Origin of the sequence: Nocardia sp. BMG51109 (assembly GCF_000526215.1) — a bacterium.
In the GTDB taxonomy this organism is placed as follows: domain Bacteria; phylum Actinomycetota; class Actinomycetes; order Mycobacteriales; family Mycobacteriaceae; genus Nocardia.
Genome location: NZ_JAFQ01000004.1, coordinates 2,542,432 through 2,555,124, shown reverse-complemented (window position 1 = coordinate 2,555,124; position 12,693 = coordinate 2,542,432). Strand labels below are relative to the sequence as shown.

The 12,693-nt window shown below is 61.8% G+C and carries 10 protein-coding genes and 1 pseudogene; 4 read left to right on the top strand and 7 right to left on the bottom strand.

What is annotated here, in order from left to right:
• Window positions 1–1,090: 1,090 nt before the first annotated feature.
• Genes D892_RS49600 through D892_RS49595 form a run of 3 tightly spaced genes read right to left on the bottom strand, consistent with a single transcriptional unit; the run spans window position 1,091 to window position 2,287 of the window.
• Window positions 1,091–1,588: an integrase core domain-containing protein gene (locus tag D892_RS49600; RefSeq protein ID WP_369801747.1), complete on the bottom strand. Its 498-nt coding sequence runs from the start codon at window positions 1,586–1,588 to the stop codon at window positions 1,091–1,093.
• Window positions 1,530–1,931, bottom strand: coding sequence for an IS3 family transposase (locus tag D892_RS46620; protein ID WP_232236076.1), 402 nt, complete (start codon window positions 1,929–1,931; stop codon window positions 1,530–1,532). The genes D892_RS49600 and D892_RS46620 overlap by 59 nt, the downstream gene beginning before the upstream one ends.
• A complete protein-coding gene (locus tag D892_RS49595) occupies window positions 1,883–2,287 on the bottom strand; it encodes a transposase (protein ID WP_156959491.1) in 405 nt (134 codons plus the stop codon). The genes D892_RS46620 and D892_RS49595 overlap by 49 nt, the downstream gene beginning before the upstream one ends.
• 187 nt (window positions 2,288–2,474) lie before the next feature.
• Here D892_RS49595 and D892_RS0112985 point away from each other — a divergent pair, with 187 nt between their 5' ends.
• Window positions 2,475–2,780, top strand: coding sequence for a hypothetical protein (locus D892_RS0112985; RefSeq protein ID WP_024801652.1), 306 nt, complete (start codon window positions 2,475–2,477; stop codon window positions 2,778–2,780).
• Complete coding sequence (locus D892_RS0112980) at window positions 2,777–6,751, top strand: hypothetical protein (RefSeq protein WP_156959490.1); 3,975 nt, start codon at window positions 2,777–2,779, stop codon at window positions 6,749–6,751. The genes D892_RS0112985 and D892_RS0112980 overlap by 4 nt, the downstream gene beginning before the upstream one ends.
• On the opposite strand, the gene D892_RS46610 is transcribed toward D892_RS0112980, so the two are convergent.
• The 4 genes from D892_RS46610 to D892_RS0112955 all read right to left on the bottom strand — a co-directional run bounded on the left by D892_RS46610 (window position 6,729) and on the right by D892_RS0112955 (window position 11,182).
• The gene (locus D892_RS46610; RefSeq protein WP_156959489.1) at window positions 6,729–7,541 is read right to left on the bottom strand and encodes a hypothetical protein; all 813 of its coding nucleotides are present in this window, start codon (window positions 7,539–7,541) and stop codon (window positions 6,729–6,731) included. The genes D892_RS0112980 and D892_RS46610 overlap by 23 nt on opposite strands.
• 368 nt (window positions 7,542–7,909) lie before the next feature.
• Window positions 7,910–9,013: a DUF4190 domain-containing protein gene (locus tag D892_RS0112965; RefSeq protein WP_024801649.1), complete on the bottom strand. Its 1,104-nt coding sequence runs from the start codon at window positions 9,011–9,013 to the stop codon at window positions 7,910–7,912.
• Between the two features lie 310 nt (window positions 9,014–9,323).
• Window positions 9,324–10,136 carry a helix-turn-helix domain-containing protein gene (locus D892_RS0112960; RefSeq protein ID WP_156959488.1) on the bottom strand — a complete coding sequence of 271 codons (813 nt, stop codon included), beginning with the start codon at window positions 10,134–10,136 and terminating at the stop codon, window positions 9,324–9,326.
• Window positions 10,137–10,174: 38 nt separating this feature from the next.
• The gene (locus D892_RS0112955; RefSeq protein WP_156959487.1) at window positions 10,175–11,182 is read right to left on the bottom strand and encodes a terpene synthase family protein; all 1,008 of its coding nucleotides are present in this window, start codon (window positions 11,180–11,182) and stop codon (window positions 10,175–10,177) included.
• 253 nt (window positions 11,183–11,435) lie between these two features.
• Between D892_RS0112955 and D892_RS49590 the strand changes: the two are divergent.
• Both D892_RS49590 and D892_RS45090 read left to right on the top strand, forming a co-directional pair.
• Window positions 11,436–11,762: pseudogene (locus tag D892_RS49590) on the top strand (Rieske 2Fe-2S domain-containing protein); the annotation flags it as partial.
• A gap of 60 nt (window positions 11,763–11,822) precedes the next feature.
• Entirely contained in the window at window positions 11,823–12,611 is a 789-nt protein-coding gene (locus D892_RS45090; RefSeq protein WP_232236075.1) for a hypothetical protein, read from the top strand.
• Window positions 12,612–12,693: the final 82 nt, after the last annotated feature.

The following is a 12,693-nucleotide window of genomic DNA, read 5'->3' as shown; positions in this document are numbered from 1 at the left end:
TCCGGATGCCGCGCCATCGGATCCGCCTGCGCCGCACTGGATCTCCCGTTCCTCGCGGTGGATCCCGATTAGCGGGCGGTGGCGCAGAGGGGCCGGGCCCCGCTGGACACCGCGGACTGTTCTGGTCTGGTACTGGCCACCGGTAACAACGCACACCTTCCCGACTCGCGGGGTCGCCCATCACCTGAGCACGTCCGGATGCACTCGACTTTGCCGAAATTTCCCAACCGCACAGATCAGCCACATCCACGGCAGTCGACAAGAAGTCCGAAATACCCACGGAGCTGGGAGAATTGAGCGCTCAAAAACCGGGAAAGGCCCAAATCTCAGACTTCTACCACTAAACTACACCGGCGCTGAGCCACGCTGGACCCGCTGAAAAGATAGCAGACAGACTTCGTGGACACCCAACTTACCAGTTCAGAGGGGGTAGTCGACTGCTCGCGATGGAGCCATGCCTCCACGCTGCGCGGGAAGCCGATGTTCCGGTTCCAAATAGCACCGGCCAGCGCCGGACATCGACGAAGCGGTGGCAGCGCTGTCAGCTGGCGTCCGAAACAACGCCAAAATAGCCTAGAACTGCACTGATATGGACCACCGCCGGACCGGACAGCTTCGGGCAGCGCCCCCGGTCAGCGTTCGCACCTACCCACCCCGACACGCTCAAGCGCGTTTCGCTCGCTCAATTTTTCCCAATCGTCCGACGCGACAGGCTGATTCAAGCCGTACAGATGGACTCGACCAGCAAACAGTATGCGGCTCGATACGCCCCCACGCAGTCATTCGCAGCGACCAGTCAGTAAGTTTCCTGCCCCGCCCCGGTAACGCTTCGCCGAGGTCTTGACGCTGCTGGCCTAAGGCGCCCGCATCCAGAGCACCGGCCATCGGTTAGATAGGTGAAGTGCTTGTGGAGGGCCTGCCGGATCTGCTCAGCGTTGAGGGCTGGTACTGAGTCAGCGGGCAGTCTCGCCTGCAGGCAACTTGCGCTCGAGGGTCTTGGCTTTGCGCTTAAGAGCCTTGGCCTTAGCCGCGAGCTGCTGTTCCGACTCCTGCTGCTGGCTGAGGTTCACCCCGAACCGTGGACAGTTGGTTACGCAGCGTTCGCTGTGACTGTCGTGATGGACTGCTCGTAGCGTATGGGGCTGATGCCGCCGATCGCGGAGTGCCGTCTCGTAGTGTTGTACCAGTGTATCCACTTGTCAACTGCGGCAACGAGTTCGGGCTTCCGGGTGAAGGTGTGGCGGTAGTAGAACTCGTGTTTCAGGGTTGACCACAGCGATTCGGAGGGGCTGTTGTCCCAGCATATGCCGGTAGCGCCCATCGACCGGCGAAGGCCGTGACGTTCGCAGGCTTTCGCGGTGAGGTGGGCGGTGCTCGCCACCACGGTCCGAGTGCAGGATCGTGTCAGCGACCTGACCGCCGCGCACGGCGACGGCCTGCTCGATCGCCGCGGTGACCACGCCGGCGCCGATGTGATCGGCCACCGCGTGCCCGAGTACCCGCCGGGTATGCCCGTCCCGGACGGCACATCAGAACATGTCGCCTTCACCGCAGGTCGAATACGTGAAATCGGTGGTCCACACCGCATCGGGGCGGCCCTGATCGAACACGCGGCAGACCAGATCCGGCGGGAACGACGCGGCCGGACCCACCACGGTCGTGCGGACCTTGAACGTGCGCGGGCTGATGCCCTCGATCCCGATTCCGGCCATGATCTCCGCGACGGTCTCGTGGTTCACGACCTCACCGCGCCCGCGCAGCTCGCCGGTGATCCGCGGGGACCCGTAGGTGTGGCCGGAATCGGCATGCACATCCAGGATCTTCACCGCCAGGTCCGCGCGCCGCTGCCGGCGCGGCGTGAGAGTGGTTGCCGCCCCGCGTTTCACGTGCTGGTAGCAACCGGACCTCGATACCTCCAGCAGCCGAGCCATCCGGGCGATCGAGAACCGTTGCCCCTGGGGCGCCCTCGTGCCGGCCCTACGGGCAATGTCGCCGGGGCCGGCGTACCCGGCCATCGGATCGAACCGGGCCGGTTCTGCTGCATCGCGGCACAGTACACCGAAGCTTTCGAGAGGAACGCATTGTCCTTCTCCAGCTCGCTGACTTGCCTTCGGAGCCTCAGCAATGCGGCCCCCTCAGCCGCATCCACGGGCTTCTCACCGTGCACCTCGGCCGCAGCGATCCCGCGCCGCTCGTCTTTCCCCCACCTACCGAGCAAACTCTCGTGAACACCCAGCTCACGGGACACTTCAGCGACCGTGCGACCCGAATCGATCACACGATGCACAGCCTCAACTTTCTACTCGGTGTCCACAACCCGGGGTGAACCTCAATACATCAGCCGGTAACGATCAATAGCAGCGCTCCGATGATCGTAATACCGCGGGCCTACAGCGCGATCGGCGCAGTGCCTCAAGGGGAGGAATGCTGTGGGAACCTCACGATCGAAGCACAAGAGTTTATGGATCTGGGTCGTGGTGATCGGAGTGATCGTCATGGCAATCGCCGCACTTTTCTGGTTGCTGGGCACCGAAGAGGCGGACCGGGTCAGCAGCGGCATCGGTGCAGGTGCCGGCGCGGTCGCCGTGGTGCTCGGTCTGGTGGCGTTGCGAGGGAGCACAGCCAACGGGCGCCCCCGGGCCCCGGACGCCAACCTGGTCGATACTGAACCACGGAATGGCTACCACGTGACGATGCACAATAAGGCCGGAGGAAATGCGCAAATGAACGTCCTCGGGCAAGGTGTTCAGCGCAATGATCAACGCAGGAGCGACTCGTGAACTGGCGGAGCCGCGAACGAGAGCTTGCGCGCTCCGCCCCCACACAACAGCACACCGATATGCACACAAAAGTCGAGGACAATGCCCAGGCGAATCTGTTGGGCAGCGGTGTGCAGTGCAACCTTGGCTCGGTCAGCATAACCGTCAATCCGCCGCAATCGGGCCGGTCGTCTGCCATACCGGTCCAGCCGTTGCCTACGGAGCCCTCCGAGGGATTTGTGGGACGTAAGGCGGAACTTCGGACAGCGATATCGTTCGTCTCCAGCGGACACGTCATCCCCATCGTCGGTCCTGAGCACGCCGGAAAGTCTGCGTTCATAACGACCCTAATGAGCGAGCAGAGGTTCCGAGACTCGCTACCGCAGGAACGGCAATTGGGTGTCGTGAAGGTTTGGCTTCCCGGCCCAGGCAGCGAGGCTCCCCTGGCACGCGCGCTCGCCGCACAGTTCGCACTGGACTTGGACGTGTTGGACGACGACGGAAACGATACCTCGTCCATTGAGCGGAGAGCCCGGCACAAACTGCACGAGCTGTTGATCGGTATGTCGAGAGATCGCGATCTTGTCGTGGTGATAAACTGCACCCGCTTCACCGACGACGTCACCGATCTGGAGTCGGACCTCGATGACATTCTGGCCAATCCGGCGTTCGAAAAATCAGTCGTACTCATCGTTAGCACCACCAACGTCGTGGCCGACGGTGGGCAACAACTCCGCTTGATGCCGCCCATCCGGCTGGGCCCGCTCAAGCATGACGAAGCAGTCCAACTGCTCTCTGCCGAGCTAGCGAAGCGCAATATATGCTCCGACGCCGACGAAGCAGTCCGGCAGGCGAACGACGATATTGCCAAGCGGCCGAAGATCATCCTCCTGGGTGTCGACGAGTACTCCCGTGAGATCTACGACCGGGATCCACGCGACGAAGATCCGGAGCGGATCGCGTTAGCCTTGCTCGAAGCCTGCGGACTGACGATCACCACCGCGCTAGCAAACGCTGGAATCCAGCTGCTTGGCGATTCCAAAGAACCCGACGCCTTGGCGCTACTGATGGTCTGGTCGCTGACCGAACAGATGCTGCTCCCACCGGATATCCTCCGGCCCGCCGGCCTGGGCAATGGGCTGGAGTTCTTAGTCGACCACGGCGTCCTTGCTGAGGCGAGGTCGTCTTCGTCGTCGGTGATGCACTTTCGGCTGAGCACCGCCACTCAGGTCGCCCTTCGCAATCTCGTTGCGGTCGCGTCAGGTGGAAGAAAGGACAAGCGGTTGCGGAGCGCTGAACGAAACGCTCTGGGACCTGCCGCGTCCAATCCTGCATTGCTGGACACCGCACTGAGCCAGATGGCGTATGCCTTGTTCGACAACATCCTGCGATACGGAGCCGATGACGACGAGGGCGGCGCGTCGCAAGCGTCCATCATTTTCGCCGTCGAGTGCGCAGTCGGATGGATCAGTAACCATGCCTCCGGTCGGCTGCCCAGGCTTTCTCTGATCCTAGAGCGATTCGCGAACTCGCTGGACATAACGGCAATCGTGCTCCCGGTCGTACCCACTGCGAGAATGCCGATGGATGAGGATATGAGTCCGGCACCCGACACCGGCTCGCTCTACCACGCCGTCTCCGTGCTGAACGTAACGATGCGCGAACCCGTAACCGACCAGTCCGCTGCCGAATTCGTGACGGCCGGTAGGACAGCGGCCGACTTGTTGGTGAGTGCCGCACCACTCGTCCCCACCCAAATGCTGCGGTCAATCGACAACGCTCTCTTCTTCGGCGGCCGTCGCTTCGGCCGCCGAGCGGAGGTACTCACTATCCGCCGCGGGGTCTGTGACCTTCTCCGAAGCGATGCGCTGCTGGAGGCCCGTGACCAGGTCAGTCGCCTAACGGGCGTCGCCTCCTGGCTGCTGAACACTGTTGTCACGCAAGTGGACGAACAGCAAATGGATGAGGCGAGAACCACCGCATCGGCTGCAAATCAACTGCTTGGTCTACTGCCACCGCCCCGGACAGCCGCTGGCACAGCCACGTTGCTCCGGCTTCGCATGCAAGCTGCGAAGGCGACTGCCCGGATGGCCACGACGGAGGAGGAGCGGCTGACAGCGCTGGCCGCGGTCGTAAGTCTCGCCACCACGGGGTTGGAGAACTGCGCGTCTACAGAGCCCTTCCGACAACTGTGGACCAACAGATTTCTCGACGGAACCAAGTTCCATGCGCTGGAGTTCCGTCAAGACCAAGATCGGGTGCGAGCCGTGGAATCCGCCCGAGACGTCCTAGCTATCCACTACGGTCCGATCGCCAGCTGGGACCCAGCTCTGCGAGTGACGGTCGCGAAGTTCGAGCTAGTGCTTCACCGGGAGAATGCCGATCCGGAACTAGTACTGGACGGTGCTAAATCGATACTGGCCCTGCTCAAGCCGGTGCGGGACCTCTTCGCTGCTCAGGCGATGGCCGGATACCCAGCCGGACTGTTGCAATTGGCGCTCGCCAAGGTCTTCATGACAACTGCTCTGCTCCAGAACGATCGGCCGCGCGACGCCGTAGGGGAAGCAAAGGAGGCAGTCCAGATTGCTGAGACAGCGGTCACGCATGGTCCCGCTGGCACCGATGTCTACCGAGTCTGGCTGAAATGTCTCGGGATCCTGGCACAGTGTGAAGTAAATGCCAGCGACGACCAGTCAGGTGCATCGAAGCGGCGTCAAGCTGTCGTACAGATCAAGGCGTGGCTGCAGAAGCAGACCTCTAGTAACCACAGGCACGCCCAGCTCGCCTTCCTATGTATCGAAGAAGAGTGGTATCAGGACGGGCGCAGCCTGCAACTCGCTGCGCGGAAGGCGATAGGCCGATACAACGAGCCATACGATCAGTGCCTAAGAAGAATCTACATGGCGCGTACCCGCACCCTGAAAAGCCATGAGCGCCGTTACGGCCCCACGGTGGGGACACTTCTGGCCCACGCCGATGTGGAACGTCAATACCGCCAGCTCTTGACGACCACAGCAAAAGGTCAGTCGGCAGCGGCAGCGCGCCCGGTCGACAACTCAACCACCTGGTCAATTCTCGACCGAGCTGCAGAGCTTTACCCCTACAGCGACCGCGTCCGGTCGGCGAAGGCATCCGTCTTCCGCAGGTTATGGCAATACGACGAGGCCGTCGAGCAATTCGAAGCAGTGATCAGACTGTCGACCAGCGGGCATCGACGGCGCGTCGCACAGATCAACGCGGCCGAGGTCCTCCTCACCTCGGTGCGTTCCGGAAAGCCCGTGCAGGCGGACCACGAAGAAGCTCTGCGCCGAGCCGCCGACCACCTCGTCGAACCCCTCGGGCATAACTTCAAATCCGAGAAGGTCCATGTGCTGCGCGCACGTATCGCCTTGGAGGCAGGCGATACGGTCGATTGGAGCCATATGAACACAACTTTTGCGAGACTGTTCGACGGCGGCTTCCCCACTGCCATCAGCACATATCTAAACCAACGGCGCCTGGCGGACGCCGGCCAGGACGCCGTATCGGACGAAAAAGCGGGTGAAAACGCCGAGCTTTCCAAACTTCTGTACGACAACTTCACCGATACCAGCCTCATTGCAGGCCTGGGACACCTCTATCTCCGCCAAGCGGAACTGCTGGGTGTACCGGACAGGTCGTCGAAGGACCAGCAGTTGGCGAGTGAGGCCGCGCGCCGGGCGTACGACTGCTTCGACGCCAGCCGCGTCGTGCTGGAAGCTCGCTATGACAATGAGAGCACGCCGAACCGCTTCAATCGCGCGCGAGCCATCTGTCTAGCGGCGGCACTGGAGCGGACAGTTGATCCATTTCCGTTGCGCCCCCTAGATGAGAAAAGCTGGTTAGACCTAGCGCTCAAGCTGTATGAATCTGCTCGTGCCCGCTCGGTCGCCGCGTTCCATGACCAGTGCCACCAGCGTTATCTCGAAACCCAGGGACTCCTCCGGCTGCTCACGAATGAGGACAACATATAACGGTGGCGAATCCGTGAGGTGCCGGTAAAAATAAAATATTGCACAGTAAAGTGCGCTTGAGGCGGCGATCATCTGCCATGTCGACGGGTAACGTTGGGCGGCCCTGGAACCCAGTCCGATGGACGCCACCGTGTCTCTGGTCGTGGTCAGGGCGGACAGATGTTCTGCGTGTGGTTCGGGTCGGGTTGTTCGCCGTCGGCGGGGTCGAATATAGCGAGGCGCCGGTAGGCGGTAGATCCTGAGGCTGCCCCAGCACCGGGTCGGATTCGACGGTGAATGCCAGATACGCGGTGTCCTGACCGGTCGCGGAGGTCCACGCGCCGACCACGGTTGTGAACAGGCCACCGATGATGCCGCTGACCGCGGTGAGGAAGACCGCACCGGAAAACCCGCCGACAAGGCCGACGCAATCGAGAACGGACTTCGCCAGCCTCCCTGATCTGGTGCCGAAATCGTTGCCGGACAATTGGTTCAACCCGTCCACCGTATCTGCGAGGCAAGTAAGTTTGTCGACCTTGTCGATGACGAGGTTCGCCAGGTCCAATTTGATACCGAAAAGGTCGGCAGCCGTGGAGATTTCCTGGAGCACGACCGACACCAGCGACAGTCCGGCGTCGACCGTCAGCCGCGCAGCCCGCGGCGGCAGTTCGGCAGCGAACGGAAACACTGTGCTGTCACCGGGCACGAGCACGGAAGACGATTCGGCCGAACCGATCTGAGAGACAATTCCGGCCGCTATCGCACCCGCCAGATCCCGCCCGTGTACCTCGAAGCTCCGTGCTTGCGGCACCGTCCGTAGCCTGCCTCTATGTGTCCCGCCATCTGCGTGCGATCGAGAGTGAACAGAAGTTCCAACGGCACCGAAGGCTGCACGTCACCTGCACCGAGGCGCACCTCCACACCGTCGCCCAGCGGCACGAACATCGACTCGGGTACCGCAGGTGCGACCGGATTCAGCCGAGCGACCGACACAACGGTGCTCTCAGGCGCGACACCAGCACCCGCGATCACGACCACCGGCCCTTGCTCTACCCGGAACCCATCGGCGCTCACCTGCACGGTCGCCACCCGGTCGGAGGGCGGTGTCCGATCCGGTGCACACGCCCAGCAACAATCATCAGCGACACGGCGGCCGCGGCGGCCCAGCGAATCCTCATCTCAGCGAGCGCCGTTCAGGACAACCACAGAAGCGACGACCGCGGCGAGCACGGCGACGAGCGACAGGTAGCCGAGGATCAGACCGGCCAACGCCATCCCATCGCCTTGCTCCCCCGTCCGCCGGATCTGAGACCGGGCAACATGTCCGAACGGGATCGCCAACGGTCCCGCGACGACCCCGAGCACCAGCGCTGTCACCGCCAACGAATTCGTGCGCGCAGGATCCACTATTGCCCCGGCGACCCGGTTCGCTGTCACCGGCGCACCATCGGCGGTGTATCCGACCACCGGATAGATCGGGACACCGTCGGTGGTCAGTCCGATCGTCGGCGGGCCACCGCGCACCGGCTCGGATCTCACGGTCCGGCGAGCCAGCAGACGATGCTCGACAAGCGTGCACACACCGTTGCCCAACAGGTAAACCAGCATGCCGATCGGCATCACGATGCCGATCAGCGCGGCCAGCACCGGCAACACCCACCGGCCGATCGCGTACAACAGTGGCGCCGGGCCCACACCACGATCGGCGAAGGAGCCAACAGGAGAGGACCAACCATTCACTGCGGTCAGCACCACTATCGCGACAATCATCGGCACGGCCACCAATGTCACGACACCGGTCGACGGAGTTCCGCCGTAGTCGACGAACGCCTCCAACTGCGCTCGCGACGTTGTGATCCCGGCAGTCGGCGGAGCGCCGAACACGCGCGCCACCAGCATCGCCTGTACCTCGTCTGAACCGAACAGGTAGTTGGCGGTGTGAGCGTTGTCGTAGACCGACAACCCCAACCCCTCTCCGGTCCGGTTGAACGAATTCCAGACATGCACCAGCCCGACGAACACAACCACGTGCACGACGATCCGGGCAAGATACAGACCGAGCGGGAACCTCGGAGAATCCGTTGCGGCACCGAGTGTTTCGTCCCTGCCAAGCCGACCGGCCAGCACGGCGGCCAGCGGATACATGCACAGCCTCAAGACGAACACGAATACGAGCATCGCCAGCAACCAACCGAAGCCGTTGTCGCGCCCCACCAGCGCCGCGCACACCAGGTGACAGGCCAAGAACACGGCTGACACGGGATAGTAGACGAAGTCCAGCATCGGACATCCTCACGTACGGTTCGAGTCACCCGATCGGCACAACACCAACGAGTGCATCTCCCCAGCTATCCCCACCGGTCAGAGTACACCGCAACCAGCCTGCCGAGACATCGGAATCTGCTCTCTCCATTACATATTCGGGCGTGGTGAGGGAGGCATTCCAACCCCCAGTCGGAATTTCCGTACCCACCGCCCGCGACGACCCAGCCGGACACGTCGACGCAGAGCCTATGAAACCTCCAGTGCCGCAACCATTTACTCCTCAACCAGGCCAATCTCATCCCGGCCGGGGGAGTTTCGAGCCGCAATATCACGCGGCCACCAGCGGCGACCTGTTCCGTGCTCTGGCTTGAAGCAGCTCGTTCAGGACCCGGACTGGCGAGGTCGGGCACATCGCCAGCCGGGCATCCAGCGCCTCGAACCACCGAGCCGTCAGCATCTCGACGAGTTCGTCGCGCATGTCGTCGGTGATGTGGGTGTAGTTGGCCTGCACCGACCCGTCCTCGTGACCGAGCCGCTCATCGATCAGCACCCGCGGGATACGCGCGGCCTCCAGCCGGTAACCGATCTCGTCGGCCGCCGCGAGAACCCTCGCCCGTGTCTCCTCCGACAGCCCGTCGCCGCCGGCGAACGCGACCTTGACCGCCCGCTCGGAGACACCGGCCCTCTTCGCCACCGCGGCCTGCGTCGCACCTTTCGGGTTACCGACAGCCCGCCGCCGGACGTTGCCGGTGAACACATACCGATAACCGTGGCACGGGCACGGCTGGGGCCGGGTCCGCGCCACCTGGCCGGTGAGCAGGTCCCACAGGAACAACGGAATGTCGATGTTTCTGTAGGACTCGTCCTTCGGCGCGATCCTGACCGGTTTGCTCTTCACCTCGGTCAGCTGCCATTCGACCTGCATAAGCTGCCGATGAGGATGTCCGGTGTTGATCAGGTATCGCGTCTCCAGTCCGTGAATCTCGCCCGACCGCATCCCCGTCCACCGCTTCAGAATCTCCCACACGAACTCGTCGTCACGGCCGGACAACAACGCCATCCGCTCGGTGACGAGCAGCGCGTCGAGATGAGACAACAGCGCCCGCGACGACGGGCGGACCCGCTTAACGAATGCATCCACAAGCCGGCATGTATGCGCAATTTCCTCAGTTCACCGCCCTATGCTTCGGCTGCTCTCGGCGGGTTGTACCGAGGGGCAAGTGCTTGCCAGGCGGTGAAGCCACCTACCCACAATCGGGCGTGTTCCTCCCAGATCAAGGTGGTCTCGCGCGCGGCAGGATCGATGTCGTTCAGCACGTCGGGCAAATCACGGTGGATCTTGTCGATCTGGTTGGCGTAGCCGGTGGCGAGACCGGTCACATGCTCGACAGCTTCGACCAACGTCATCCCGTGGTGGTCGCGCAGGAGAAGGACGGAGTTGTATGCATCGCCGATGGAGTCTTCCTTCTCATAGGACACAAGATCGTTGCCGACGATGACCAGGTCCGTGAGCAGGCGTAGGAGTCGCTGCAGGACGGGCTGGCGCAGAACCCGGGCCGGCAGTTCGAAACCATGAACTATCTCGTGCTTGTCCTGGCAGTTGGTCATTGCGATAGATCCGCGCCTGGTCTGTAGGTACATGTCCAGGTCGGTCGGCGTTGTCCGACGGTACCGGTCGATGGTTTCGGTGAGATTGCCCCACAAGTAGTCCAGCCAGTGCCCGGCAGCCCGGTGTCGCCATTTCCACGACATGAGGCCGACGCAGCGCGTCCATACGTCATCGAACATCGCCACGGCGGGTATCGATCTGTCGAGCCGAGTCCGAGCGATATCTTCATCGAGTACATCAGCGATTTTTCCGATGAACGAAGAGGCTCCACCGGGGTCCTCGAAGAATACTTCGTCGATCAGGTCGTCGAGATAGACGTAAAAGCACATCTCATCGACAAGCAGATCATAGACCTCACCTTCGGCATCGGGGTTTGCATGGGTAATCAGCGTGGCAGGCCGGTAGGCTGAGACCTTTTCCCACCGGCTCGGTTCCGATGCCGCAATGCCATAGTGACGACCCCAATACTGTTCACGATCCAAGGCACGGTCAGGATGTTGATTGACTCGGTGCGGAAACCGCACCGGGATCGTCAGATCTTGGGAGGCCGGCTCCTTTCGTAACACATCCATGCCCATCGCTCGCCATCTCGCTAGGTCTCGATATCTCCCGGACAGATGTCCACTGTAAACCGAATCCCACCCTTCAGGGTATAGATTGTAGGCATGTAAGATATTCATCTTCTACATATCCGGACCGGCCCGGCAGGCGCTAGCGTGTTCCGTATCGGAACCGAGCGCAGGTGGAGATCCGACCGAGGCCTTTCTAGCTGCCGGATAATCATTCCGCATCGGGTGACTCGGCATTCCGTGTCGACCGTTAGGAACAGCAATGATTTCCATCTCATCGCTCGCTGGCCGCAACAGCTCGGCAAAGAATGATCGGGCTGTTGCGCAGAATCCCAGCGCAGGTTCGCGCCTGCCGCATCCCAACAGCTGGTACCTCATATGTTTCACACATGAAATAGCACCCGGACAAGTTGTTACAAAGCAACTAGCGGGCGAAGAGATCGTTCTCTATCGAACCGAATCGGGAAGCGTGCGGGCGATCCGGCCATATTGCCCACACCTGGGCGCCCATCTCGGACATGGAGGTCGCGTAGAAGGTGAACTACTACTCTGCCCGTTCCATCGATTCGCCTATGATACATCGGGAGCGTGTGTAAGGACGGGATATAATACGAAGCCTCCACCGAATGCCGGTTTGCAGACATGGGAGGTGCGAGAAATTGATGGCGCAATCGCTGTGTGGTATCACGCTCACGGCGCACCGCCGGAGTGGGAAATAGAACCGACTACGGATCGCATCCACCCACTGGCACACAGCAGCGCTCGCATCGTCAATCGGGTGCAAGACTTCCTGGAGAACGGCGTTGATGTAGGCCATTTTATGCCGGTGCATCATACAGTGGTTTCCAACTACAGGCACAGTAATTCCGGGCCGATCTTCTCGGCGGAGATGGACTCCAGGAGCGCGACGCAACTATCGGTATTCAGCGGAGACTCCCACCTGTACCTGGAATGGGTTGGCATGTTCTGCATCCGCGGAATCCTGTCGTATCACAAACCTGAGATGGAAGCCCGGATGTGGGCATTCGCCACACCCGTAGATCTGGACCACATAGACATCACCTTTGCGATGACTGCGACACGACTCGGCCCGTTGAACCTTGTCGAACTGGCGAAAAATCCCCTGATCAGACCTGTAGTCAAATTTCTGAGCAGACTGATGGTCGTAGCGATCGTGGCCGACAGCCATCGCGATATACCAATCTGGGAAAATAAGGTGTTTCTGACTCGACCCAAGCTGGCAAAAGGTGACGGTCCGATCATGGAGTTTCGTAAATGGGCGAACCAATTCGAACAAGAATCCGACCCGGACGGGTCGATACGGCACGTGTCGGATCGGCACCGAGGCGGCAGCCGGGCCGCGGACGAAGCTGAGGTGGGTAGCGAGCGACCGGGCTTCTCTCCCCGGGATCACTCCGGACACGGTGGTGGTCGATAGGTTCCCGCATCCGGTGCAGCCCTGAAACTTTTCGGTCCACAGAAATCCCGTAGAGGTCGGGTGTGGCGCGGTCGTCGTCATT

Bases quoted from the DNA above. Each gene is read 5' to 3' on its own strand.
- D892_RS49600 (WP_369801747.1), bottom strand. From the start codon at position 1,588: ATGCGGTGTGGACCACCGATTTCACGTATTCGACCTGCGGTGAAGGCG.
- D892_RS46620 (WP_232236076.1), bottom strand. From the start codon at position 1,931: ATGGCTCGGCTGCTGGAGGTATCGAGGTCCGGTTGCTACCAGCACGTG.
- D892_RS0112965 (WP_024801649.1), bottom strand. From the start codon at position 9,013: ATGCTGGACTTCGTCTACTATCCCGTGTCAGCCGTGTTCTTGGCCTGT.
- D892_RS0112955 (WP_156959487.1), bottom strand. From the start codon at position 11,182: ATGGGCATGGATGTGTTACGAAAGGAGCCGGCCTCCCAAGATCTGACG.